The following is a 25,885-nucleotide window of genomic DNA, read 5'->3' as shown; positions in this document are numbered from 1 at the left end:
TATACAATGTTTTTATTAATCTATAAAAACTTACAAAATACTCAAAACAGGTAATCTTTATTTAGCAATAAAGTAAAATTATGCTGTTGCTTCTAAATAAAAAGTCCTGAATAATCTAACACTCACGCGTGTTCTCTTTTTTTATATAAAGTTTTCTTAAATTATTATTTTTATCAAGTCTAAATAAATATATATTTGCACCGTAAAAATCCAAATACCATACAATGAAACTAATTTATATAGTGCTACTTATAGCATTTTTTAATATTGGGCAAGCTCAAACTACCCAAATTACAGGAAAAATAGTAACCGAAAACAATGAAGAGGCTTCTTATGCAGCTGTTTTTATTAAGGAACTAAAAAAGAATATCTCTGCCGACGAAAAGGGAAATTTCCAGATCAATAATCTTAAACCAGGAACCTACACTCTTCTTTTTTCTAGTTTAGGTCTTTCTTCTCAGGAAAAAACGATCGAATTACATGAGGATGAAAAACTAAACTTACCAACCATTATGCTAAAAGAAAATATTAATACGCTGCAAACCATAGAGATCACAGGTAGAAAAGAGAAATCATACAAAAACACAAAATCTTTTATTGGTGCAAAAACAGAAATTGCTCTAAAGGATTTACCACAAGCGGTTTCTTATGCTACTAAAGAACTAATTGCCGACCAAGGCGCAATACGTATCGGAGAGGTTATAAAGAATTTTAGTGGTGTAAGTCAGTTCACTTTTTATGATGATGTGTCGATTAGGGGTTTTAGAATAAATGGAGGAAGCAATACGCAATTACTAAATGGTTTAAGAACTTCGACAGGTTTCTGGAAACAGCCTTTGGCAAATTATCTGGAACGTGTAGAGGTATTAAAAGGTCCATCATCAGCATTATTTGGTAATGCATCGCCTGGTGGAGTTATAAATAGGGTAACCAAAAAACCGTTGGATCAACCAGCAAATAGTATCAGTTTTTCTACAGGAAGTTTTAATACTCTTAGAGCATTAGCCGATTTTACAGGACCGCTTACCGAAGATAAATCACTTTTATACCGCTTGAATATAGGTTACGAGAATGCCAATTCTTTTAGAGATTTACAATTTGATAAGAACATTGTTATTGCTCCTTCTCTATCGTTTTTACCAAATGATAAAACCCGAGTAAACTTTGATTTAATTTATACAAGTTCAAAAGGGATGCTTGATCGTGGACAATCGACTTACGAAAACAACTTGTATTCTACAAAAACCAAACAATCATTAAACTCTCCAAATGATTATCTTAACGAAGAAACTTATATTGTTACAACTTCATTAAACCATCAATTTACCGATAAGTTGTCATTCTCTGCTTCGTATATCCGAACGGGTTATAATGAAGACTTGCTAGAACATCGTGGCGCCAACAAATATGCGTCTGCAGCAGATGGTAGTACTATTCCGTCTGCGATAGAAATGCAGGTTTTTATGCGTAAACGTAAACGCTATATCGATAATATCTCGACCTTTTTTGTGTACAAAACAAAAACAGGCGATTTAGATCATAATTTAATCTTAGGATATGACTACGCTCAGGAACAAGTACCACCTGGAGGTTCTCAGCTTGAGGCAAAAGGATACAGAAATGCAGCAAATAATGGATCGATTAATACTTATAATCCAAAAAATAGCAGTGCTTATTTATTAGATTCCAAAGGAAATCCTGTTCCGAATGTTGCTCATTTTGACTTAACAAATCCATCAGGATCTCAACAATTAAAAGATGTTAGCAAATATTTTTATACCGCACGCCCATTCGATCCTAGCTATTATTCTTTGTATGGAATCTATTTGCAGGATCATATAAAATGGGGGCGTCTGCAAGCCTTAATTGGAGTTCGATATGACGAATATACCGATCGTGAAAATTACACAAAAGACAATGAGAAGAAAGTAAAACAACATTCATTCTTACCACGTATAGGTCTAACTTACACTGTAAACTCAAACATTAATGTTTATGGTACCTACGTAAAAGGATATAACCCACAAACCACATCATCATTATCTAATTCAAATGCTGGTGGGCCTTTTGATCCTTTAGAAAGTAATATGATAGAATTTGGAGGTAAATCGTCATGGTTTAAAGAAAAATTATTTGTTACTCTGGCTCTATTTAAGATTCAACAAAAAAACACGTTGTATAATGCCAATGACCCTTCTAATATTGACTTAATGAGACAGGTTGGTACAGAAGAATCTAAAGGAATTGAAATTGATGTAAACGGTAGTATAACTCGTCAATGGAGTATTTCGGCAGCTTATTCGTATAACGAAGCACATATTACCGAAAGTCCAATAGCTGACGAAATAGGAAGACAAAAACCAAACACTCCAATACAACAAGGAAATATCTGGACACGTTATAATTTTGTAGATGGTGCTCTAAAAGATTTTGGACTTGCTATGGGAACAAACTTTGTAACAACTCGTAACTTAAGTATTAGTGCAACACAAACAATACCTGGTTATACGCTAATGAATGCTGCTTTGTATTACACCATTAACAAATTCAAAATACAATTGAATGCAAATAATCTAACCAATAAAACCTATTGGGTTGGTGGATATGATTACATCCGTTTATTTCCCGGAGCTCCAAGAAATTGGTTGCTTACACTTGGATATTCGTTTTAAGAGAACTGTTGAGAAATAAAAAACCTGATAGCGATTGCTATCAGGTTTTAGACAATTATTGAATTAACTAACTAACAGAAACGTTTTTAAGGTAAGTTAACGAAGCCAATTACTTCCAAAAACCACATAATATGCCCAGTCTTCCGGACCTCTAGCTACATCGACCCCCATTCTTAGTTTAAATTTTCTAGCAATTAAATATCGAAAACCTGTTCCATAACTATAAACAACTGGTTTAGCAAAAGCTTTATCCCAATCGTTAAAAGCGCTTGCCAGACCGCCATAGCCCATAAGACTCCATCTTCTGTACAAATCCCATCTTAGTTCAGCCTCGGTAACAACACTGGCTTTACCCTGATATCTGGCTGAAGGAATTCCTCTTAAATTAATTCCCGGTCTAAGGTAAAAAGGAGCATTACCAAGTGCCTGTTCTCCTTCTAGTCTAAGTCCGCCAATTAATTTTTTGGCGATAGGATAATACCCTATTGCAGACAAATTTAACCGCCATGCATCATAATCACTGCCTATTGTGTTATCTGACCAGAAAAAGTCAAACTGAAACCGCATTCCTTTATCGGGCGTAAAGATATTATCGCGCCCATCAAACTGAATGGCTCCACCTAATTGGCTTACTACACTTTTTACATCACTTAATTTAGCAAACGAAGGAAGATCATTTAAATCTGGGAAATTAACTTTAGAATCCAATAAAAGATACTGTGGACCTGCACTCCATTTTCCGTTTCTAAACTGCTTCATAACCCGAGCATAGAATGCAAATGATTTAAAATTAAGGTCAATTTCTTTGTCTTTACCATTAGGCAAATTTTCATAAAATGACATATTTACATTTCCATAGCCTCCTCCTACACGATACAATATTCTTGATTTTATAAAACTTCCTGCACGAAATGCTCCTACTGCCCAACTTTTGTTACCAGTATACATTCCCATCGCTCCTGTTATATCAGGATCTATAAATCTTTTCTTTCCATTTGCATCAATAATTGGATCATGTTTTTTAAGATAAAGAGGTAACACCGCTCCCCCGATTCCTCCTAAAGCAGGCTCGGTAATAAGTGTAGGTACAACTATAAAACCATGTGCATAAATTATGTAATCACTTAAATCAAAAGCCCCATCTAGGGAATCTTTCATACTTATGTGTTTATGTTCTTTGTCCTGCCCTGCCATCGTTATCGTCATGAAAACTATAAGAAACAGGAATACTTTTCGGAGTTGGTTTGTTTTTTTCATATTAAAATCCAAATCGATAATTTACTGAAGCTAAAATTGAGGAACGTCCACCAAAAAAGCCTGCTTCTGTTCGAAACTGCCAATGGTGATCTAATTGAAACTGTCCACCCACAGACATACTCCAAGGAGAAAGTGCTTTCTTTTTAAGTGAATACGAAATTGAAGCATCTTCTGGATCTAACTTATCTAATTTGTCTCTTATTTTATCGGCTATTTGCTTGATAATAACCTTATCTGCCGCAGGTAAATTTTGATACCAAGCCTTATCTTCGACATCAAAATCTGCCGAGTTTCCGCTAACTCCTAAATCCGAAAGGTTAATAGTTCCTTTGGTCACTCTGTTTACAAAAAGTCCCTGAACTCCAATCCATGGAGCAAAATTTCTATTCGGTTTTCGTCGGGACTGAAAAACATATCCAAATCTTGGCGCTAACATTTGAGAATGAATAGATCCTTCGATTTGATCAAATTTTGTCCATGTATTGTTATAATCTAAGGTTCCGAATACATGTTTGTAAGCACCTCCTAAAGTCATTCCGACTCCAAAAGTCCCTCCTTCAAAATCGACTTTGTTACTAAAATTCATTGGTTCGACAACGTTTACACTTGTACTTGCCCAAGTTTTACCTACAACTGCATAAATGTCTACAAAAGGCAATGCCCAAACATCTATACGTGAGGTTACGGAATTAAGTGTGGCTTTGGTTTCTCCAAATTTCACAAAATCAAGAGGAACTAACGGGCTATTGTTTATCCCTACTTCCAGATCACTGATAACAACCTTTTGACTTCCTGAAAAATAATTTATCATAATCCCGATCGGATATGGCAAATCGACTCCTCTTTTGGTAATACGTTGCCCCCAAGCGGGTAATCTATAAGCCCATGTAGATGTTTTTATACTATCAGCGTAAGCTTGGCGTAAATCTTCTTTTTGGGCAAATACTATATTCTGATTAATGATAATAAATATCAGTACTAATAATCCTTTTAATTTCATACGCAGGTATATTTAATTACTTGTTGAGAGATTTCACACCTTTATCAATTGGAACCCTTATACCAATTTCTTATAATTGGCTATTTATTTCTTTGTACTAAAAACATGAGCCAGCGTTATAAAAAAAGTATTCCCTTTAAATCTGTTAATAGATTCAACTTCTCCAAACCAGCGTAATCCCGCTGAGGTACTTGAGCTAATATGAAAATAATTTACTTCCGCACCTAAAGCCATAACACGATCTTTGTTACCTGAAAAAACGGAGTTCCCAATAGGTATTTCATCACTTGTTGCTTTAAACTGCATGTAGTAAACTAAACCTGCATTAATTATAGATTTTGGAGCTGGTGCATCTGTAGTGCCTCCCATTACATAATATGTTTTTCCGAATCCTCCTTCAAGGCTAAAAAGATCTCCTGTTTTAATATCGGTATCTTTTTTCTTTCCATTTATTTCATAAGAAGCTAATGCTGATAAATGCAATGTTTTTTTATCATTAAAAAAAAGTGTTGTTCCTGCCGAAAACTCATTTATAAACATTCCTAAACCACTGTTATCACTAGCTCCGTTTTCAAACTTACCCGTAGGCAAATACATGGCGTAAGTAAAAATGAAATCGGCTTTTTTATTATGCCAACCCAATTGTAATGGTATGATATAAGTATCTGAATACGCAAAAGGACTTTTTGAGCTTACATAATTTCCCTGAATTGCATTGGAGGCAAATGGTAATAATGCTGATGCTCCATAATTTCCCCCTAAAATCTTAAAATCGCTTACCCAACTTACACCTACAGCTGTAAGGAACATATTTAAATTTGGATCTGCGACTGCAACATCGCCATCGTTATTTCGTAAAGAAGTCGTGTTGTAAAAATAAACGGGTACAAATACAGAAAGGGTATTTTCGGGTGTTTGAGTACCCGATTGTAATCCCATAGCCCCCAGAAAATGTCCACCTTTAAGTTGTGCATTACTAAAAAAAGAAATTAATAAAACCAGTGTTGTAACAACTGTTTTTATAGATTGTATGTTTTTATTAAATACTGTTTTCATGATTTTACTTTATAATAATTCATTAAATAATTTTAGAATACTTAATCAATAAAAGAATCCCTCAACACAAGTTTTATCTTGTTCTGGTAATGAAATTATTTTATCGAGAATTCATTTCTTCCTTCAGAAGTTACTCGAATAAATTTGAAATACTCTGATGGAGACTTACCTGTGTGTTTAACAAATGCTCTAAAACAAGTTGTTCTGGATTTAAATCCCGAGCCCCATGCCATTCCTTCCAGAGACAAGTGTTTCCAATCGATATCATTTACTTTATCTTTAAAGTATTCGATTCTTTTAAGATTTACATAATCCTGAAAATGAAGATTGTATTCACTATTTATCAGACTTGAAAGATGGTGAACTGGTATTCCTGTTTCTTCGGACAAATCGCGAATGACAAGATTTTTCTTTAAGAAGAGTTTTTTACTAAGAAAGGCTTTTTCAAGTGTTATTAAATAAGTTATTTTCTTTTCATCTGTAAGCAAGCTTAATATAGGCAAAGCGTCTTTTACTTCTTCTGTCTTGATAGTTTTACTAAAATTATCGTTGCTAAAATTACGCAAAGTAATAAGCGGCTCTCGTAAACCGTACAGAACCTGAGGTTTAAAATACAACCAACTCACTGTAAAAAGAAGGATAAAAGATACCATTGCGTTGTACAGAAAATCAATATTAATTACGGAGCTACTCAAGAATCGATGCACAAAAAGTGTCGAAAAAAGTACTATAATCATAATATTAAAAATCCTCAACCAATTAATAACCTTATCATTATATCGTTTAAGTTTATGTGTGCTTTTTAAATCAAATTTTAAAATCATTATGGTTTGCACAAAAGCATATCCTAACCAAGATAATATTATGATTAACGGAAATGCAGCATTTACTTTAACAGATAAATAGTCTGTTCTTTGTATTATATCGTCATTAAACAAACCTCCTAAATGATTAAGATAACGGTCTGAAAATGAAAATAAAATATAAATGAAACATACTATAAAGGGAGTAAAATGTATCCAATCGTATTTTCTAATCATTTTTCCAGGCAACAAAACATTTCTTATATATAAAAAAGAACATGGTGCTACCAAGAAAATAAAAGAACGGGTGATTATAAAGAAATTTGAAAACCCTTTTAATACACTTGCAGACAAGTAAAAACTATAAATACTTCCTATAGCAAGGCTAAATAAGCAAAGACTCAAAAAGAAATTCTGATTAAGATTTTTTTTGGTAAAAATAATCATCAAAGAAACAGCAAAACCTGCTATTGATGCGATAAAGAAAAAAAGGGACAGTAATATATAAATCATGGGGGAAAGATTTAACATTTTTATTCTAGAAATGATTTCACTTATAAAATCAACATTATCAAAGACGTCTTGTAGTTGCCAGCATTATAAAACGATTAAACTTATCTAGTAGGGAGATAAGTTTAATCGAGTTGTAGTATACTCGTTGTAGAACTTATTTTTTTACAACTAAGCCAGGAGGGAATCCTGCTAAAATTTTCTTTACAGAAGAACTAATAAATTCATCTGGATTATCTGGTCTTTTATCTAATTCGGTATTACCGATTCCTTGCCAAATTAGTTTTTGTGTTTTTGTAGATACAATATCAATTACCAAAGATCCATCAACATAATCATAAGTATCATAAGTTGTAGTACCACTTAACATACCACCACCAGCACCCCAATATCCATACGGACGATACATACCGCCATATCCATAGAAATTAGAATTTGCTGTAACCTGTTTTTTGTCTTTTAAAATGGTAACTGCATTAACTTTCAGATCAGGATTGTTTGCTGTTTCTTTAAATCCTTTACTAGCCATTTCTGTACGAATTGCATTTGCAATTCTATCTACATTCAACTGGCTTACCTGACCCTCTTGCGCTTTTAAGTCATAAACCGCAAATGTTTTATATTCTGAAAAATTAGCTGAATGGTCGTAATCGTTTGTAACTTTTACGCTTGGAGCACAGCTGTAAATCAAACCCAATAATATAACTGGGATTATGAATAAGGTTCTTCTTCTCGTGTTCATTTTATTAAATTTTAAAGTGATTATTAAAAAATTAGTAAGCTATTTAAACTATTAAATAAATGATCAAATTTTGAATGAGCGGAAATTCCTATTAAGAATATTGTTTTTTTAAGTTAAAACATTCTTAAAATTAAGTGGTATTTTCCCTAAAGGTAAATTATTTTATTAATTACCCCAAACAAATTTGATTAAATATCCTCCATTACAAACTGAATTACACATGTTTACCCTTACAATGGAAGTTTTTACAAATACATTCTGTCAATTATTTACCTTGTACGACAACGTAACTATCCTGACCATCTTTAGAAATTGGCTGATAATACACATTGTTATAAAGCAAGTATTTTTGACCGTCGATTGTTTTTTCTTCTGCTCCTTCTGGAAGATGTGTTACAACTGCTCCAACTGGTGCTGTTACAACTTTATACTTACCTGAAGTTTTACTATAATAAGTTCCTCCATAATAGTAATACTCGGCACCCGAGACAGTTATTGTTACATATCCTTTGGGTAAATCAGATATTGTTGCGCCTATTGGTGCTGGTACAACTTTATACCCACTAGATTCTTTTACATAATACACTCCATCGTCATAATTATAGTTTGTATTCTCTACAGATACAATTATTGCTGCGGTGGTTAATGTTGCCAAAAAGAAACCTACAGGATACCATGTTGGCCCCCAAACATAGGGCACAAATGGATGATACGCATATGGAAATGGTACTGGATAAGGATGAAATGGTACCGGATACGGTCTTGGATACGGGTGTGGAGGTGGTGGCAACGGCCTTGGCGGTATCGGCCTAATCGGTTCAGGACGCGGCATTGGTCTAATCGGCTCTGGACGAGGCATTGGTCTAGGCATCGGACGCGGCGGTGGGAAATGACCAAAACGTTGCGCTGTAACTGTTTCTGGAATCATTAATAGCATTGCAAACAATACCATAATAAATATCGAAATTCTATTTGATTTATATGATTTCATAGGAATCTATTTATGTGATTACTTAGTTTTTTCTCTAGGAGCAAATTTTGTTTTGGTAGCCTTAGGGGGAGCTTTAAACTCAAACAAAGTGTCTGGCAAGTCGGCGTTTATTACCCAGTCTTTATAAACTGCTTCAAATTGTGGACTCTCTTTTTGATCTGTATAAATTATTACCATCTTAAGAGGTAAAAACAAATCATCATTTGCTATCCAAAACTGAAAACTTTTGGTTTTATCACGCCCTGCAATATGAAAACATTCTTTTCCGTCAATGGTTGTTTTTCCCAAAAAGACCAAATCTTCACTAGAAGACTGAATATCGCTAACAAAAGATGGGTAGAAAAAATCGGCAGCCGAAAACTCAATTCCGTACTTTTTGCTAACATCATCTATTGTTTCAATCACAGAATTTGGTGCAGCGGTCGTAGCATAAGTATTATTATCGTAGGAATAATAATTTAAACTTTGTCCATTATACAACAATGCCCGATTGCCTTTGTCTCCTGTAGAAGTTACTTTCATTTTCTCTGGAAACTTAATGGCAACTTTATCAATAATAGCGTGCTTTACAAGTCCTAAATTATTCGTTAAAATGTCATAAGTCGTTACCGCAGTAAAACTACAAGACTTTATATCCTGCATGGTTTCGGTAGTTCGGCTCAAGAGATAAACAGCCGTAGAATCTATACGCTGTGTTTGGGCATTTGTTGAGATAACCATCATCAAGAAGCCTATTAAAAATAAAAACTTTCTATTCATATCTAGATATTAATTGATTTTTATCGGTCATATGTAATTCGCATATCTTCATTGGTGTTTGCGACCAATTTAAGGTCATGCTCATTTCATACGTTTGTTTCTTATTTGCTTATTAAATTAACTTTCCATTGGTATAGGTAATCTTCCGCTTTTAACAGCTTCTAACATTTTCTTATAATCTGCTTCATTTTGATTGGCATAGGAAACCGAAAAATCGGCAATCGCATTGGCAAATTCTTTGTTTTTACCCATATAACCAGATAAAACCGAAGCATCTCCCGAACGTGCATGTGCTCTTGCTAATACCCATCCGCATGCTTTGGCATAATCCATAAGATTTTTGGCTTTCATAACCTCAAGAACAGGTTTAACTTTGGCATCGCGAAGTTGTCGTATGTAAAAAAACTTCCCACTTTCTCCATCTGTCCATCCCAAAAACATATCCGATGCTGACTGCATTAACTTCTGTCCCATTACGATACGTTCTCCTTGATGTTTATAAATACTTTTGGTTTTTAAATTAGGTTCTAATACACTTTGCCTAGCTTCTTTAAATTGTAAAAAAATCGGTTCGCCAGTTCCCGACATTAACAGACTTATCCCGCAAAGCGTTCCTACACTTCCTACTCCTACTACTTTTATAGCAATATCATGTACTGAATATCGGTTTAGGAGTATTCGTTTATCTTCCGATAATGATTTTATATACTTTTTATGAACTGCCTCTGCTTGTCTCAGCATATTTTCGCCTTCTTCGCCCGTTAGGTGATAAATAAGTGGTGGTTCATCTTTAATACGAGCCCGTTTTCCTTCTTGATACGTGAGTTTGGCAAACTCTTTTTCATGGGCAGTATATTCTGCCGCTTTTTTTAGTCTTTTTTTCTGGAACTGCTTTATTTCTTCATCACTTCCTAAGTCTATCAAGTCGGCTAAATCAATATGAGCATACCATATCTGTAGTGCTGATAATTTGCTATATTCAAGCATGTGTTTTTTGTAACTCTCGGCAACAAGTCGAGCTACTTCTTTGCTTATTTTTGGAGAAAAATTCTTCCATCTTGCTGCAATTGTAAAGCTGGTTGCAAGTCGTTTTAAATCCCATTCCCATGGACCGGGAAGTGTTTCATCAAAGTCATTAATATCAAAAACTAACTGACGCTCGGGAGTCGCAAATCCTCCAAAATTCATTAAATGACAATCTCCGCAAAGCTGAAGTTCTATTCCTGTTGTGCGGGACTGTTTTAAATCGGCTGCCATAATTGCTGCTGCACCTCTATAAAAGGAAAATGGAGATTCCATCATCCTACTATATCTTATAGGTAATAAACTTTCGACTCTTCCTACACTTGTATTAATTAATATAGCAACAGGATCTTCTCTATCTTTGGCGGGTTTCCACTCGCTATGAATGGAGCGCGGTGTAGTTTTACGAATTGCTTTTCCATTAGCAAATCGCTCTGCTTTTGATATTCCAGAATCAAATATGTTTTCGTTGGTTTCTTTGGATTCGTCAATCATAGCTTCTAATTTTTATTTTCGTTTAAAAGGCAAATCAGTTGTAAGCGTAATCCTAATCGTATGATTCATTCTGCTAAGCCCACTTTCGGTATCGGGCGATTTCCAAAAAATCTGATTCATATATCCTACTTCCAATCGTATTTCTCTCCGTTTGTCAAGACTATAAGCAGTTCCTAAATACAATCGATTTTGATCTAAGTAATTCTCATCGCTGCTGGCTGCATTGGTTCTTATATGAACCTCATCATAAACAACAGCTGCCCATCGTTCTTTAAACCATAATTGATATCGTACTTGGTATCGTAACGTATTTTCGAATTTGTAATAATCAAAATGGTCGCTTGTGCTATTTGGATCGTCTTTTCTTCCTAACCATCGTTGCTCCATCCTAAAACGTTGTGACCAGACTTCTTTTCCTTCTTTCTTTACTATACGCCAAATAAATTGCTCGTATATTCTGTAATCTGGATTATTGTATGGTAAGGAGACCTCATCATAGGGCAAATCCCATTGATAGGCAATACCTGCTCCTAATCGGTTTCCGTTTTTAAGATAATAATTGGCTCCTGCTCTATAAAAAGCCCCTTGAAGTTCGGATACAAATTGATTTCCTTTTGAATATCCTTCCAACAACAATCCCCATCTTCCATCTTCTTTAAATGGTAAATACAATTCATAACCAACCCATGCCGCAACATTCTGTTCCATTTTTTGAGCATTTGTTTTTACGCTACCCAAAAAAATAAGTACGATTATAAAACTTATGGTTTTCAAAATACTGGTTATGTTCATACAACTACTCAATTAGTTTTCAATAATTAAAAAAGTACTTAATCTACCTTAGTTTTATTTCACAAGTTCTGGCTGCGGAGCTTTCCATGTACCGTTTAATATCGATTCGTCTGGACCATAAATTCGGATTAAATAATAGAATGCATCTGCCGGAGTAGGCAACCAATTGGACTCTTTTCCTTTTGGAGCATTATGTTGCATGTAAATAATCAAATCTCCATTCGGTTCATATTGCAATCCTGTAGTTCTGTCTCCAATAGAATATCTGTTAATGGGATTACTAACCAAATACCTGCTTGGTAATTCGTAAATGGTAATGCTCCAAAAATATTTATCGGGTGGCGTTTGTCCTTTTGGGAAACGAATTATATAGTTATTTTTTCCTGAAAGAAAGTTATTTGCTTTATCCGATCTTGTCCCGATATAAATAGCTTCTTCTTTGGTATTACCGAATAATCCTGCTGCTGCGCCCAATGCTCTTTTGAGATAATCGCCATTTAGCATTTCTCTGGTTCCAAATAAATCTGTCGCATTTTCCAGTTTATCTGTTCCTTCTTTTAATTCTTTTTCCGCTTCCTTTACTCCTTCATTTATTGCTTTTAATACTTCTGGGGTATAGGCTTTGGGATCGAATGTATTAGCAGGAACAATTCCGATTTTAGCAAATTTTGCTCTTAGTTCCTTTTCTTTAGGATTTACCGAGGTGTATTGCAAAAGATTACTGAGTAATCCTATAAAGGCTGCCGAATCTAAATCAGCTTGTTTAAATTTCTGATAGGGCATAAGATATTCTTTATGCGCAGGGGCAGCCTGTTTTGTAAACTCATGTAGCGGAATTAATTTATACTGTGATTGTAGTTTTTTTACATTTTCGATATCACTAGGATCCATCTTTAACTCAGTTCTTCCTAATAAGGTTATCAAATCAGTCTCTGATTGAATTACTTTGTCTATTCCACTAGGTTTTTCGCCTTTCCAATCAGGACCAGCAATAAGATATTTCCCTGCTTTAGTTCCTGTAGCACGACTTCCTACATAAGCAAAGTTGAAAGTATATAAATCGATGAGCTGAAATGAATAATACCTGTCTGATACATCTGGAACTTCGAGTACTATTGGTTCATCTGCCAGATTAAGAATTGCCCAGGAATAAGGCGTATCGTTATTTGGCGTTATTACTGCGGTATCCTTAGGCGTAAAACTTTTAGCATAATGTTTAAACTTATTAAACCCTCCAGCATAATCCGGATAAGATGAATCCAAAGCATATAAACTCATACTTCTGTAATTCATTGCCAACGGGAAGCCATATATCCAAGCTTCTTTGGCAATTGCTTTTGCCGAATCAGCAGATTTTGTAATAACAATATTTACCGCAGCTTCATCATTTAATCTGTCTTTCTTTTTACATGAGAAAATAGTAATTAGAACAATTGTTATAAAGAGTGCTTTTTTCATATTACTTCAATTAAAAAATTTCTAAATTATTTTCATTTCACTTCTTTAATATCATCCATTTTCCAGCTTTTATCAAAATAAGCGGCTGTTGGTCCGTAAAAACGCATATAAGTAAACCAGTGTTTACCTGGTAAAGTTTGCACCCAGTTTTTTTCTTTTCCTGCTGGCGCTTTTGGTCCAAAATACAGATCGATAGATCCATCAGTATTTTTTATTAAATCCTTACGGGAAGATAAGTCAGCATTTTTTTGAGGATTATCGATCAGACATCTTGTTGCAGAATCGTAAATTGTAATCGACCAGAAATTAACTGCTGGTGGATTTGCAGGAACATTCAGAGTGTAATTTTTACCTCCGTCTAACCAGTTTCCATTATTATCAAAATAAGACCCTAAATACGCCTGGCCTACATTTGGCATTTTGGTAATCATAGCTTTTGAATACGTAACAGCTTCATAGAAATAAGATGTTCTTTCAAAAAATTCATCATAATTATCTGCATGCTGAGACGGATCTTTAATAATCATAACATAATCCCATTTTTTATCTGGCCAGTGTTTTACGTCCTTAAATCGTTTACTGAAGGAATTTGCCATGGCCATTTGCTGACCTTTTTCGGCAGCAGCAATTAAAATTTTCTTCTGACGTTCATCTGGAGCAAATTGTTTTCCTTTTTCGATTCCTAAATTTTTAAGCCACGCCATAAAGAAACGATCACGTTCTTCTACTGGTTCTTCTTGTAAGATAGAATGAAGGCGTTCCCAATAAGCAATTCCAGTTGGTTGAATTCCGTACCATTTTTTACCTGCGGGTGGACTAACTACTTTTGTCAGCGTTGGGTTTGCTCGTTGTGCATAAGGATATATTTTTACTTGTTTTACTAAAGTTTCAGTCGTTTTAGGATCTGGATCTAGAGCCCTAAAACCAAAAAACATATTAACAGTATTACATGGAACTATAAAATATCCAACTGGTTTAAAATCTTTCATTGTTGGCGGAACAAGAATATATTTTCCACCTTTTCCTTTGTCGGGTCCCATTTCTCCAATTACGGCCTGCTCGCGCTGCCAAAAATCACCCAATCCTCCAGCTGTATGTCCTGCAGGCATTTCGATAACTGTTGGTCCATTTTTAGCAAGATCAATAAATGATATTATATAGGGTGTTGTCGCATTTCCTGTTAGAATTCCTAAGCGATCATTGTATGTATTATAAAAAATAAGATCATTGCTCGTAGCATTAAATGTTTTATACTGAATATGCTGCCATTCGGCGAAAGCCACAATAGGCAATCCCCATAGATAACATTGCGTTGCCTGCTGAAAATCCATCTCGTCAAACAATGCGGGAATTGATTCTTTTGAAGGTAATTCTCCATCCATTTTTATTTCTGTTCCAGATGGCGAAATTGTTGTGGATGCAGCATTTAGTGTTGTCTTTTTTTCGCATCCGATAGTCAAAATTGACAAAGAAACTGCTAGAATAACAAGGCTTTTATTTTTCATGATTTATATTTTTGTACAGGATAATTATTTTATTTGTTCTATTGGAGCAGGAAACCATTTTCCTTCCTGTACCGATTTCTTAGGAACGTATGTACGAAAGTTGAGTGAAAAACCTTTTCCTGCTGGTGTTGGTAACCAGTTACTTTCGATTGCTCCTTTTGGTAATGAAGAAGCCAGCCAAATACTTAAGGAACCATCAGGATTTTTCTTTAAACCGGAAACATTATTCAGGTTATAGCGTTTTAATTTATTATCAACCACTCTGTAATCAGGTACACTATATACCGTTGTCGACCAAAATCCGTCAACTGCAGTCTCTGGCAACGCATCTTTTGGAAATCTTATTTCATATACTTTATCACCTGTTAAAGGTTGACCTTTACTATCTATTAATCCGATAAAATAAACGGCTTCTTCTTTACGGTTTGCCCATAAACCTCCATAATTAATAATATCGCGAGCCAGAATATCATTGCCAAAATTACCTGCAACGTACGATACTGACCATCCTCCTTTTTGAGTTCCAAAACCTTTTGCACCGGCTAAAAATCCTGGAATCGCTTTTGTTTTTATTATTTCATCAATACGTGCTTTTGCCTTATCATCTGTTTTACGGTATGCTTCAATCGCAAGTGCTTTATCCTGATATTCTTTTGCTTTAGGCATTACATCTGGATATGAAGCAATAACTTCTTCGACTTTATCAAATATTTCACCTCCTATTGGTGCTTTAGGAGTAAAATCAGGAATGGTAACTGGTGGTGTAATTTTAATTCCTTCGGGTACAGTAAGTGTAAATTGCCTTTGCAGTTTTTGTGCTATATCTGGCGTTCCTTTCAATTCTACTCTAGCTAGCATTTTTGCCTTTTCAGATGGCAATTCAATTTTTACAGCATCGGCAGGAATGGTAGGATTTGTCCCTTTTAAAACTAGAGCAAATTTCCCGTAAGGTGTTTTAGGAAAATTGCGATTGTTGATATTTACAATTACTTCTCCCCATCCGTTTAATAATTCTGCGGTATAATAACGTCCCTCAATTTTAGGAACATTCAGGATTACGGCATGATCTGCATCTACAGCAAGCCAAGCTTCCAGATAGGCTACATCAAGATTTGGATTTACAAATTGAGCCGTTCCCAGCGGATTGTATTTAATTTTATTGTATCCTACTTTCTCTACATTAATGTCATGATTTTCCTGTTGGATCACCAAATATCTTCCGTATAAATAAGTGTATGCATCTACAATATCCTGATCTGTAGGAACTGTGCTAATTTCGGTAGTCGCCGTTGTAGCATCTGAAGTTGATGCCTCTTTTTTGCAACTAATAAATAAAAAACCAATAACTAATATAAGAAGTCCTTTTTTCATGTGAGTATTTTTTAAAATTAAAAGTGATTTTATGAACCTGGAAAAACAAAAGCCAATACTGCTCTTAGTCCCCAATCTGGTTTAGATTCTGATGGGCCATCTATTGGAATTAATGGCATTAAAGCAAACTGAACTACTTGACTTCCTAATTTTGTTACTGCTCCTATCGAAGGGTTGAAAGATATCGTTGTTGTTTTTCCTTCCCAGTTTTGGGTTACTTCTACATTTGCGCCTAAACTGGCACCACTTTTAAAACTATGAGAAAGGAACGCTTGTATATAGAATTCATTAAAATCGGCGCGGTCTTCATTTCCTGCTACCGACCATATTTGGTTGGCAAGAAAACCTACCGAAAGTCCTTTTCCCTGATGCATGATTAATACACTAGGTCCTATCCCGAATTTCTCGGTTCCTAAAAACTTATCGGTTGCGGTTGGAACTAAAAATGCTGGACCAACTCCCCATATAATCTTCTCACTTTTGGGTGCAAAAAAAGCGGTTACAGTTGCATCACTTAATCCAAATTGATGTGTATTTTCACCTGTAATATCTCTTTGATCTACAATTGGAACTATATAACGGGTAATTAAATTTAGATTATCACTTAATTTAAAAGGAATTACCGGCTGTACGTTAATTGTATATTTAGATCCATTAAAAGGTCCTATACCATAACTAAGATTATTTTGCAATGGAACGCTTATAAGACTCGCAACTGGATTAGCCAATTTATCTGCAAGTTCCTGTGCGCTTGCACCTGCTTTTTCTTCCTGAGCATTTGCTGTAAAATGAGTTAAAGAAACTACTATTACAATAAATGCTGATTTAAGTTTTAGAAATGGGGTAAAACGTTTCATATATACGATTTTAAAATGTTCTTAATTGCACTAATTAAAGGATACAGCTTTTAAACAAACAAAAAAGCTGTATCGCTTTAAAACCTAACCAAAACCAATACTTATTTGTCTGCAAAAACTTTCTTCCAGTCTTCTTTCATGTTTATCACATGCCAGTTATTTTTTGCAGCAGCATTCAATGATGCATTATCTTTTTCCTGATAACTAAATTCTCTTATCGAATCATTGTGATTTACCAATAATTGAAAAGATGGGTATTTGTTACCTTGGGTATATTTCAGCATTGCGATATCTCCAGCGCCACCTTCGTTACCACAAGCAAATACAGGTCGTTGCCCGATATGCAATTGGATTCCAACTGGTTTTCCTTCTTTATCATTTAATAAATCAAGAGCTGGTTCACGGGTAATATTACCAGTTGCAGCATCAAATTTGTATTTGAAAGAGGTACCAACAACTTGTTCTTTAGGGATCCCGTAAAAATCGGCCGAGATCGCACGAACCAATTCTATAGTTCCACCAGTAACAATAAATGTTTTGAAACCATTAGCACGTAAGTAGTTTAGCAACTCCAATTGTGGTTGATAGCGAATTTGCTTTAACGGAACATTTTTCCCTGGATAAGTTGCTCCAGCAAAAAACTCCTTAACTGAACTCTCAAATTGGTCTTCGGTCATACCCGTATGAGTTGCAGCAACCAGTTCTATAAGTGCTTTATCTCCTCCTTTGGCAAAAAAATCTTTGTCTTTTTCAACAACAGCTTTAAAAGGTTGCACTTTAGCCAATTCTGGTTTTGCCTCTACCATTTTTTTAACACGGTAAAAAGCAAACAATTCCTGAACATATGGCTTTTCAGCCCAAAGTGTTCCATCATTATCAAAAGTTGCAATTCTGCTTTCAACTGGAATAAAGTCGGGACTTCCTTCCTTAGTTACTTTCTCAACATAAGCTATGATGTCTTTTTTTAGTTTTCCATCATTCCAACTTGGTAACGGATCACCACTTGTTGCAACTGCTTCTGTTTTATCCGAAGTTCCAACTACAGTTGCATCTTCTGTTTTGTTCTTACACGAAACTAGTAGGAATAAGAATAGGGGTAATACATATATTTTTTTATACATAATCTGGGGTATTACGTTTATAAAAGATTGGGCCGTTATTGACCCAATCTTTCTTTATACTATTTTTTCTTAGAAGATTGAGTATCTTTTTGTATCGATTTTTTCAATTTGATATCCTGTAATACTTCTTCCATAATAGTTGCCGCAGAGAAACTTGGTGGTATAGAACGAGGAGGGAATTGCTCAAAAGTTTCAGCAAATGTTACTACTTCTGCAATATTTCCATATGCCAATTGTACATGATTCAAAATCCAATCCCAATAGGTGTTAGAAGTGAAATCAGCTCTTTCATATGGATCTTGATATAAATTGAATATTTTTTGTAATCTCAATTTCGTAAAAGGTTCTGCCCACACCCCCATTGTTCCTATCATACGTTGCTCAGCATAAACAAACTTATAATCACCCTGACGCATTCCTACCAATAATCCATCATCATCAGAGTAAAAGAATTTGTCTCTGGCACTTTTAGGTGTAGTTCCTCTCAAATAAGCCGACTGATCAAATCCATCTAAATGCACTTTATAGTTTTTACCATTGGCACTATATCCAGTTAAAGCTTTTTTTGTTAAATCTGGCTCACCTGCAATTGAAGCAAATGTTGGCATCCAGTCATTATGAGATACAATTTCATTACTTACAGTCCCTGGCTTGATAACGCCTGGCCAACGTATCATACATGGAACTCTAAAAGCCCCTTCCCAGTTGGTATTTTTCTCAGAACGAAATGGTGTCATTGCTGCATCTGGCCATGAATTCATGTGAGGTCCATTATCTGTAGAGTACATCACAATTGTATTATCGGCAATTCCTAAATCATCCAACGCTTTTAAAAGTTCTCCAACAGTCATGTCATGTTCGATCATACCATCATTATACTCACTATCTCCATGCGTATATTTACCTCTATGTTCTGGTCTTACGTGTGTACGTAAATGCATACGTGTACCATTCCACCAAACAAAAAATGGCTTGCCCGCTGCATTTTGTCTTTTTATAAAATCAATTGCAGCAGCAGATGTTTCGTCATCTACAGTTTCCATTCTTTTTTTAGTGAGTGGTCCTGTGTCTTCGATTCTTTGTTTTCCAATTTTTCCAAAGCGTGGGTCAACAGTGCCATCATCGGAATTTGTAGCTGTACATTTTAAAACACCTCTAGGTCCAAATTTTGCTAAATATGCCGGGTCTTTAGGATAATCCGGCAATTCTGGTTCTTCTTCAGCATTTAAGTGATACAGATTTCCAAAAAACTCGTCAAAACCATTTACTGTTGGTAGGTTCTCGTTACGATCCCCAACGTGATTTTTACCAAATTGCCCTGTAGCGTATCCTAAATTTTTCATGATTCCTCCAATAGATGGATCAAGTTGACTCATACCCATTGGTGCTCCTGGATAACCTACTTTGGTTAATCCGGTACGAATACCATGTTGTCCCGTTAAGAATGCTGCACGACCGGCAGTACAACTTTGTTCTCCATAATATTGAAGAAAAAGTTCTCCTTCTTTTGCAATACGATCAATATTAGGAGTTCTATATCCCATTAACCCGTTGCTATACGCACTGATGTTGCTAATACCAATATCGTCTCCCCAAATAACGAGGATATTCGGTTTTTTACTGTTTTGGGCTTCCAGCTGGGGAACTGCAAGACATCCTGCCGCAAAAACTAATATTGCGCCTTTTAATCCACACTTGTTAAATAATTGTTTCATAATAATAATAAAATTTGTTAATAATCCTTGTTGCTTTATAAATACTAAAAATGTGAACCTAAGCCCTATTTAACAAGTCACTTAAGGGATAAATATGTTCAACATTTATTTTACTTCTTTAATATCATCGTTTTGTAACCTTAGTAAAAATTGGTTACATAAAAGCGTATATAAATAAACTTGTATATGCTTAAATAAGGCCTACTACTATTTTGATTATTAATTCTTGATTTTGATTTCTCATTCATCGCATTTAAGCTTTTGTAAAATCCTGTTTACTATTACATCTATCGTTAGATACCTAAATAATAAAACCAAAAACGTACATTACTAGTTTGCAATTCATTGAAAAATCTGAAACAAGAATTTTCTTAAAATTATCATAAGGCAATCAAAATTAAATATTAAAAAAGAGCAACATGTCTAAGATGAGCTATCCTTCGTTTCATTTTATAAAATGGAACGTCAAAAAAATTGCTTTTTTCGTTTCATTTTTAAATATGAAACCTTAATAAAAGCGAATTAATCGCTATGTAAACTATAATCCTTATTTTATATGTACGATTTATCCCAGATTAGTGGTTTTCTCTTTTTTCAGGTAAATGGAAAGAAATGATTAAAATTTGTCTCTAAAAAAGTCATAGATGTAGTATTTGATGTAGTATTTTGTTTAAAAAGTTTTCTGAAATGATAAACAGAATTTAGAGCTAAAAAAAGTCCCATGAAAATCGTTTCATGGGACTTTAAAGTAATAAATGGGTAATCTATTTGTTTCCTAATAAAAGTAGTTCGTTTATAACGACTTCGGTTATAAAACGTTTCTCTCCATTTTTATCATCGTAGCTTCTGTGGGTTAATTTTCCTTCAATAGCAATTTCTTTTCCCTTAACAACATATTTCTCGATAATCTCGGCAGTCTTACCCCAGGCAATAAGACGATGCCATTCGGTTTGCTCTACTTTTTCTCCTTTGTCGTTAGTGTATCTTTCATTTGTAGCAATTACTAAATTGGCTAACTTTTTACCTCCTTCAAGGTTTTTAATTTCTGGATCGTTTCCTACGTTTCCTACTAACTGTACTTTGTTTCTTAATGTACTCATGGCGTGTATGTTTTAAATATTTTATATTGATATGTCTCTCAAATCAACAAGGCAAAGTTGCGACAAGTAGGTATCGTTAATCGGTTGGTAACTATTTACTTTCGGTTGTAACTACTTGTAAGCGTTTGTAAATGGGAATAATTCATTATATTTGAGGAAAATCTCACATTATGCAGGCCAAAATCAATAAAGTAGAATTACGAAATTTAGAATTTGAGGACTACAAACAGTTGAAAAACTCTATGGTAGAATCCTATCCTGCCATGGCCGACTCTTACTGGAGGGTAGAGCATATTGAGAAATTACTCGAAATTTTTCCTGAAGGTCAATTGGTGATTCTTGTTGATGGAAAAGTGGTTGGGTCAGCATTATCGCTGATTGTCGATGAAAAATTAGTTGATAAAAAACATAATTATCTCCAGGTAGTAGGAAACTATACGTTTTCGACCCATAATAAAAACGGAGAAATCTTATACGGGATTGATGTCTTTATTCATCCTAATTATCGTGGTTTACGTTTAGGAAGACGTTTATATGATGCCAGAAAAGAATTATGCGAGCAACTTAACCTAAAAGCAATTGTTTTTGCTGGTCGAATTCCGAATTACGCGCAACACGCCAAAAAATTAAGCCCGAAAAATTATATTGATAAAGTAAAACATAAAGAATTACACGACCCTGTTCTTTCGTTTCAGTTAAGTAATGATTTCCACGTTATCCGAATCATGAAAAATTATTTGGAAGGCGACGAAGCTTCGATGGAATTTGCTGTGCTTCTGGAATGGAATAATGTTTATTATGATGAAAGTCCGAAGTTAATTAATCTCGACAAAAGCATTATCCGACTTGGATTGATTCAATGGCAAATGCGCCAACTTAATAATATAGAAGCTCTTTTTGAGCAATCGGAATTTTTTATAGATGTTGTTTCGGGTTATGGAAGTGATTTTGCTTTGTTCCCTGAACTCTTTATTGCGCCTCTTATGGCGGATTATAATCATTTATCTGAGGCCGAAGCAATTCGCGAATTAGCCAGACATTCTGACCCGATTCGTAAGCGTTTTCAGGAATTTGCCATTTCTTATAATATTAATATTATTACTGGTAGTATGCCGTATATGGAAAACGGTAATTTATATAATGTGGGTTTTTTGTGCAAACGTGACGGAACATCCGAAATGTATAGCAAAATACACATAACGCCCAACGAAGTACAACATTGGGGAATGAAAGGTGGCTCGGAGATTAAAACCTTTGATACTGATTGTGGCAAAATAGGAATCCTGATTTGTTATGATGTTGAGTTTCCTGAGGTTTCAAGAATTATGTCTGACGAGGGTATGAATATCTTGTTTGTTCCGTTCTTGACTGATACTCAAAATGCCTATGTTAGGGTAAAACATTGTGCTCAGGCCAGAGCGATTGAAAACGAATGTTATGTGGCTATTGCGGGTTGTGTGGGTAATTTACCAAAGGTGAACAATATGGATATACAATATGCGCAGGCGGCTGTTTTTACGCCTTCGGATTTTGCTTTTCCTAGTAACGGGATTAAAGCTGAGGCTACTCCTAATACGGAAATGACATTGATTGTAGATGTGGATCTGGATTTGCTAAAAGATATTCATGAGCATGGTAGCGTGCGAATTTTAAAAGACCGCCGACATGATTTATATGAAATTAAGAAATTAAATCCATAAGAATATCAGGATTGGTAAGAAAAACAATTATCCCCATTAGCCCTGATAGAGCCGATATCCTCGTAACGTAGTGGAGAGATAAAGGCGAAAGCAGGAACGATGTTAACAAATAAAAGCTATTGACTCGCTCATCATAACAAAGTAATTGAGCTGTTTAATATAAAAAAGTGAATCCATGAAAACATGCTTGGAATGCTCTGAAAAAATTGTAGGTCGAGAGGATAAAAAATTCTGCTCTGACAGTTGTCGGAATGCCTATAATAATAAAATAAACAAGGATAGCACTAATTTTATGCGTAACGTAAATAATAAATTACGCAAAAACTATCGCATATTATTGGAGTTAAATCCCGACGGAAAATCAAAAGCTACTAGAGATAAAATGCTTAGTAAGGGTTTTGATTTTGATTTTTTCACCAATATTATGGACACTAAAACCGGAAATACCTACTATTTTTTATATGACCAAGGATACCGTTCTTTGGAAAACGATTATTTTTTGCTTGTTAAAAAAGAACTCTAGCCCCCCAAAAATACCACATGAAAAAAACCATTCCCTCCATCTTATCTATTCTAGGCATACTTGCCGTACTAGCTTTTGTTTATGTCACTCTTAAACCGCAATGGGTTTCTAAGGGTGAAGAAGCTCTTGCCGAATTTTCGACCGATAGAGCTTTGGCTCACGTTAAAGAAATTGCTCAGGAACCTCATTATGTCGGTTCGGCAAATCATGAAGTAGTAGCACAATATATCGAATCTGAACTTAAAGAACTAGGTCTTGAAACTTCTGTTCAGGAAGGTTTTACAATGAGTGACTGGGGAAATCTGGTAAAATCTAAAAATATTATGGCCCGCATAAAAGGGTCTAACAATAGCAAAGCGTTGTTATTATTATCTCATTATGATAGTGCTCCGCATTCTTTCTCGCATGGTGCAAGCGACGATGCATCGGGTGTTGCAACGATTCTAGAAGGTGTTCGCGCCTTTTTATACAGTAAAGAAAAACATAAAAATGATATTATTATCCTTTTTACCGATGCCGAAGAATTAGGTTTAAACGGTGCTGCTCTTTTTGTAACACAACACCAATGGGCTAAAGATGTAGGCTTGGTTATAAACTTTGAAGCTCGTGGTACGTCTGGACCAAGTTATATGCTGATGGAAACTAACAGCGGAAATGCTGAGATGGTTAAAGAATTTGCCGAAGCTAAAACTACTTATCCTGTATCGAACTCTCTTATGTACAGCATTTATAAGATGTTACCTAATGATACTGATTTAACTGTTTTTAGAGAACAAGGTAATATTCAAGGTTTTAATTTTGCTTTTATAGATGACCATTTTAATTATCATACGCAACAAGATGATCTTGCTCATTTAAACAAAACTAGCCTAACACACCAAGGTAGTTACTTAATGCCTTTACTAAAATACTTCTCTAACAGCGATTTAAATCATGCTCCAACTACAGAGGATTTTGTTTATTTCACCATTCCGTTTACGTTTATAAATTATCCTTTTTCATGGGTTTTACCAATGACTCTTATTGCATTGGGTCTTTTTATATTCTTGATTTTTATAGGAAAAGCAAAAAGGATTATCACATTTAGTGACATGTTTAGAGGTTTTATCCCTTTGCTTGGTGCAATAATTGTTGCCGGACTTGTTACTTTCCTGGGCTGGAAATTAATATTACAAATTTATCCGCAGTATAACGACTTGCTAAACGGTTTTACATATAACGGTCATGCTTACATTTCTGCCTTTGTCTTATTGACAATCGCTATTTGTTTTTCATTTTACAATAGTTTCTCTGATACAAAAGTTACAATTAGTCATTATGTAGCTCCTTTATTTTTATGGATTGTTATTAATGGTTTACTTGCAAATAGTTTAAAAGGTGCAGGATTTTTAATCATTCCTGTTTACTTTGGGTTAATCTTATTTGCAGCTTATATAATTACTCAAAGAGTAAATTTATTCGTTAGTCTATTATTCAGCATTCCTGCTTTATTGATTATTGCGCCTTTTATCCAAATGTTTCCAATAGGTTTAGGATTAAAAGTACTTTTCGGAAGTGCTATTCTTACTGCACTAACTTTCGGGTTATTACTTCCTATTTTTGGTACATTTATAAGAAAAGGAATTTGGGCATTGTTCTTTCTTATCGCTTCGATTGGTTGTTTTGCATGGGGCGGCTATACTTCTGGATATGAAAATGGCAAGGCAAAATCGAATAGTTTGTTGTATGTATATAATGCAGATACAGACAAGTCTAAATGGACAACTTATGATGTTAACCTAGACGAATGGACTCAAAAATATTTAGGGCAAGACCCAAAAGATGCTATTGCCTTAAACAACCTTCCGCTATTTAGCAAATACAGCTCTGGGTTTACCTATAGCGCAGATGCTCCAAAAATAGCATTGGCAAAACCTACAATCGCTTTTCTACAAGATAGTATGAGAGGAAATACAAGGTTCTTAAAAATTAAAATTACGCCTAACAGAAACGTAAATCGTTATGATATTTTTGGAGATCCAAAAATGGCTTTCAATAATTTTAAAGCAAACGGTACAGCACCTCTTGGACAAAAAGGAAGCCAACTGGAACGAAAAGGCGCTAAAGTTTTAAGTTATTATGTGGTGAACAATGAACCGCTTGTAATGCAATTTAGTATTGATGCAAAAACTGTTTTCGACATGACTTTAATAGAAAGTTCATTTGATTTATTGACTAATCCATTACTTAAGGTCGAGAAAAGAGCTTCCTGGATGATGCCAACTCCTTTTGTATTAAACGATGCTGTTGTAATTAAAGAAAAAATAAAACCTTCGAAAGTAGTTTTAGACACTCCCGAAACAACAACCGCTGTTCAAGACAGTTTAAAAGTTGTAAAAGATAGTTTAAGACCAACTGCAATCACACCGCAATAATACAAGGTTTACACAAAAACA

The 25,885-nt window shown here is 34.7% G+C and carries 20 protein-coding genes; 4 read left to right on the top strand and 16 right to left on the bottom strand.

Annotation, left to right across the window (positions count from 1 at the left end):
* Positions 1-224 precede the first annotated feature (224 nt).
* On the top strand, positions 225-2,672 hold the full coding sequence (locus ACJ6WR_RS10985; protein WP_409417809.1) for a TonB-dependent siderophore receptor: 2,448 nt from the start codon (positions 225-227) through the stop codon (positions 2,670-2,672).
* Positions 2,673-2,768: 96 nt separating this feature from the next.
* Here ACJ6WR_RS10985 and ACJ6WR_RS10980 read toward each other — a convergent pair whose 3' ends face one another.
* The 16 genes from ACJ6WR_RS10980 to ACJ6WR_RS10905 all read right to left on the bottom strand — a co-directional run bounded on the left by ACJ6WR_RS10980 (position 2,769) and on the right by ACJ6WR_RS10905 (position 21,227).
* The gene (locus ACJ6WR_RS10980) at positions 2,769-3,929 is read right to left on the bottom strand and encodes a BamA/TamA family outer membrane protein (RefSeq protein WP_123912057.1); all 1,161 of its coding nucleotides are present in this window, start codon (positions 3,927-3,929) and stop codon (positions 2,769-2,771) included.
* Between the two features lies 1 nt (position 3,930).
* Entirely contained in the window at positions 3,931-4,929 is a 999-nt protein-coding gene (locus ACJ6WR_RS10975; protein ID WP_039113567.1) for a hypothetical protein, read from the bottom strand.
* Between the two features lie 84 nt (positions 4,930-5,013).
* The gene (locus tag ACJ6WR_RS10970) at positions 5,014-5,985 is read right to left on the bottom strand and encodes a transporter (RefSeq protein ID WP_409417808.1); all 972 of its coding nucleotides are present in this window, start codon (positions 5,983-5,985) and stop codon (positions 5,014-5,016) included.
* Positions 5,986-6,080: 95 nt separating this feature from the next.
* Positions 6,081-7,301, bottom strand: coding sequence for a helix-turn-helix domain-containing protein (locus tag ACJ6WR_RS10965; RefSeq protein ID WP_409417807.1), 1,221 nt, complete (start codon positions 7,299-7,301; stop codon positions 6,081-6,083).
* A gap of 154 nt (positions 7,302-7,455) precedes the next feature.
* Positions 7,456-8,040 (bottom strand): DUF4136 domain-containing protein, encoded by a 585-nt coding sequence (locus ACJ6WR_RS10960; RefSeq protein WP_039113563.1) that lies wholly within the window; start codon positions 8,038-8,040, stop codon positions 7,456-7,458.
* Positions 8,041-8,305: 265 nt separating this feature from the next.
* Entirely contained in the window at positions 8,306-9,031 is a 726-nt protein-coding gene (locus ACJ6WR_RS10955) for a DUF6515 family protein (protein ID WP_123912056.1), read from the bottom strand.
* An 18-nt stretch (positions 9,032-9,049) separates the two neighbouring features.
* Positions 9,050-9,790 carry a DUF2092 domain-containing protein gene (locus ACJ6WR_RS10950; RefSeq protein WP_039113560.1) on the bottom strand — a complete coding sequence of 247 codons (741 nt, stop codon included), beginning with the start codon at positions 9,788-9,790 and terminating at the stop codon, positions 9,050-9,052.
* A gap of 117 nt (positions 9,791-9,907) precedes the next feature.
* On the bottom strand, positions 9,908-11,308 hold the full coding sequence (locus ACJ6WR_RS10945; protein ID WP_409417806.1) for a DUF2252 domain-containing protein: 1,401 nt from the start codon (positions 11,306-11,308) through the stop codon (positions 9,908-9,910).
* 12 nt (positions 11,309-11,320) lie between these two features.
* Positions 11,321-12,100 (bottom strand): DUF2490 domain-containing protein, encoded by a 780-nt coding sequence (locus ACJ6WR_RS10940; protein ID WP_409417805.1) that lies wholly within the window; start codon positions 12,098-12,100, stop codon positions 11,321-11,323.
* 54 nt (positions 12,101-12,154) lie between these two features.
* The gene (locus ACJ6WR_RS10935) at positions 12,155-13,558 is read right to left on the bottom strand and encodes a DUF1254 domain-containing protein (RefSeq protein ID WP_409417804.1); all 1,404 of its coding nucleotides are present in this window, start codon (positions 13,556-13,558) and stop codon (positions 12,155-12,157) included.
* Between the two features lie 32 nt (positions 13,559-13,590).
* Complete coding sequence (locus tag ACJ6WR_RS10930; protein ID WP_409417803.1) at positions 13,591-15,063, bottom strand: DUF1254 domain-containing protein; 1,473 nt, start codon at positions 15,061-15,063, stop codon at positions 13,591-13,593.
* 24 nt (positions 15,064-15,087) lie between these two features.
* Entirely contained in the window at positions 15,088-16,434 is a 1,347-nt protein-coding gene (locus ACJ6WR_RS10925) for a DUF1214 domain-containing protein (RefSeq protein ID WP_409417802.1), read from the bottom strand.
* A 29-nt stretch (positions 16,435-16,463) separates the two neighbouring features.
* Entirely contained in the window at positions 16,464-17,291 is an 828-nt protein-coding gene (locus tag ACJ6WR_RS10920) for a transporter (protein WP_409417801.1), read from the bottom strand.
* Positions 17,292-17,392: 101 nt separating this feature from the next.
* The gene (locus ACJ6WR_RS10915) at positions 17,393-18,412 is read right to left on the bottom strand and encodes an HAD family hydrolase (RefSeq protein ID WP_409417800.1); all 1,020 of its coding nucleotides are present in this window, start codon (positions 18,410-18,412) and stop codon (positions 17,393-17,395) included.
* Between the two features lie 59 nt (positions 18,413-18,471).
* Positions 18,472-20,127, bottom strand: a complete 1,656-nt coding sequence (locus tag ACJ6WR_RS10910; protein ID WP_409417799.1) for an arylsulfatase — start codon at positions 20,125-20,127, stop codon at positions 18,472-18,474.
* A 764-nt stretch (positions 20,128-20,891) separates the two neighbouring features.
* Complete coding sequence (locus ACJ6WR_RS10905; RefSeq protein ID WP_086893753.1) at positions 20,892-21,227, bottom strand: single-stranded DNA-binding protein; 336 nt, start codon at positions 21,225-21,227, stop codon at positions 20,892-20,894.
* 170 nt (positions 21,228-21,397) lie between these two features.
* On the opposite strand from ACJ6WR_RS10905, the gene ACJ6WR_RS10900 reads away from it, so the two are divergent.
* From ACJ6WR_RS10900 to ACJ6WR_RS10890, 3 genes are all read left to right on the top strand, one after another.
* Positions 21,398-22,927 (top strand): bifunctional GNAT family N-acetyltransferase/carbon-nitrogen hydrolase family protein, encoded by a 1,530-nt coding sequence (locus ACJ6WR_RS10900; protein ID WP_039113549.1) that lies wholly within the window; start codon positions 21,398-21,400, stop codon positions 22,925-22,927.
* Positions 22,928-23,102: 175 nt separating this feature from the next.
* Complete coding sequence (locus ACJ6WR_RS10895; RefSeq protein ID WP_039113547.1) at positions 23,103-23,450, top strand: hypothetical protein; 348 nt, start codon at positions 23,103-23,105, stop codon at positions 23,448-23,450.
* A gap of 17 nt (positions 23,451-23,467) precedes the next feature.
* Positions 23,468-25,864 carry a M20/M25/M40 family metallo-hydrolase gene (locus ACJ6WR_RS10890; protein WP_409417798.1) on the top strand — a complete coding sequence of 799 codons (2,397 nt, stop codon included), beginning with the start codon at positions 23,468-23,470 and terminating at the stop codon, positions 25,862-25,864.
* Positions 25,865-25,885: the final 21 nt, after the last annotated feature.

The organism is Flavobacterium sp. PS2 (assembly GCF_046250155.1).
Taxonomy (GTDB): domain Bacteria; phylum Bacteroidota; class Bacteroidia; order Flavobacteriales; family Flavobacteriaceae; genus Flavobacterium.
The sequence above is the reverse complement of the archived record's forward strand: the minus strand, read 5'-3'. Positions and strand labels throughout refer to the sequence as shown.

What these genes read in the sequence shown, in the direction of transcription:
- ACJ6WR_RS10985 (WP_409417809.1), top strand. Translation starts at nt 225, where the DNA reads ATGAAACTAATTTATATAGTGCTACTTATAGCATTTTTTAATATTGGG.
- ACJ6WR_RS10980 (WP_123912057.1), bottom strand. Translation starts at nt 3,929, where the DNA reads ATGAAAAAAACAAACCAACTCCGAAAAGTATTCCTGTTTCTTATAGTT.
- ACJ6WR_RS10975 (WP_039113567.1), bottom strand. Translation starts at nt 4,929, where the DNA reads ATGAAATTAAAAGGATTATTAGTACTGATATTTATTATCATTAATCAG.
- ACJ6WR_RS10970 (WP_409417808.1), bottom strand. Translation starts at nt 5,985, where the DNA reads ATGAAAACAGTATTTAATAAAAACATACAATCTATAAAAACAGTTGTT.
- ACJ6WR_RS10965 (WP_409417807.1), bottom strand. Translation starts at nt 7,301, where the DNA reads ATGATTTATATATTACTGTCCCTTTTTTTCTTTATCGCATCAATAGCA.
- ACJ6WR_RS10960 (WP_039113563.1), bottom strand. Translation starts at nt 8,040, where the DNA reads ATGAACACGAGAAGAAGAACCTTATTCATAATCCCAGTTATATTATTG.
- ACJ6WR_RS10955 (WP_123912056.1), bottom strand. Translation starts at nt 9,031, where the DNA reads ATGAAATCATATAAATCAAATAGAATTTCGATATTTATTATGGTATTG.
- ACJ6WR_RS10950 (WP_039113560.1), bottom strand. Translation starts at nt 9,790, where the DNA reads ATGAATAGAAAGTTTTTATTTTTAATAGGCTTCTTGATGATGGTTATC.
- ACJ6WR_RS10945 (WP_409417806.1), bottom strand. Translation starts at nt 11,308, where the DNA reads ATGATTGACGAATCCAAAGAAACCAACGAAAACATATTTGATTCTGGA.
- ACJ6WR_RS10940 (WP_409417805.1), bottom strand. Translation starts at nt 12,100, where the DNA reads ATGAACATAACCAGTATTTTGAAAACCATAAGTTTTATAATCGTACTT.
- ACJ6WR_RS10935 (WP_409417804.1), bottom strand. Translation starts at nt 13,558, where the DNA reads ATGAAAAAAGCACTCTTTATAACAATTGTTCTAATTACTATTTTCTCA.
- ACJ6WR_RS10930 (WP_409417803.1), bottom strand. Translation starts at nt 15,063, where the DNA reads ATGAAAAATAAAAGCCTTGTTATTCTAGCAGTTTCTTTGTCAATTTTG.
- ACJ6WR_RS10925 (WP_409417802.1), bottom strand. Translation starts at nt 16,434, where the DNA reads ATGAAAAAAGGACTTCTTATATTAGTTATTGGTTTTTTATTTATTAGT.
- ACJ6WR_RS10920 (WP_409417801.1), bottom strand. Translation starts at nt 17,291, where the DNA reads ATGAAACGTTTTACCCCATTTCTAAAACTTAAATCAGCATTTATTGTA.
- ACJ6WR_RS10915 (WP_409417800.1), bottom strand. Translation starts at nt 18,412, where the DNA reads ATGTATAAAAAAATATATGTATTACCCCTATTCTTATTCCTACTAGTT.
- ACJ6WR_RS10910 (WP_409417799.1), bottom strand. Translation starts at nt 20,127, where the DNA reads ATGAAACAATTATTTAACAAGTGTGGATTAAAAGGCGCAATATTAGTT.
- ACJ6WR_RS10905 (WP_086893753.1), bottom strand. Translation starts at nt 21,227, where the DNA reads ATGAGTACATTAAGAAACAAAGTACAGTTAGTAGGAAACGTAGGAAAC.
- ACJ6WR_RS10900 (WP_039113549.1), top strand. Translation starts at nt 21,398, where the DNA reads ATGCAGGCCAAAATCAATAAAGTAGAATTACGAAATTTAGAATTTGAG.
- ACJ6WR_RS10895 (WP_039113547.1), top strand. Translation starts at nt 23,103, where the DNA reads ATGAAAACATGCTTGGAATGCTCTGAAAAAATTGTAGGTCGAGAGGAT.
- ACJ6WR_RS10890 (WP_409417798.1), top strand. Translation starts at nt 23,468, where the DNA reads ATGAAAAAAACCATTCCCTCCATCTTATCTATTCTAGGCATACTTGCC.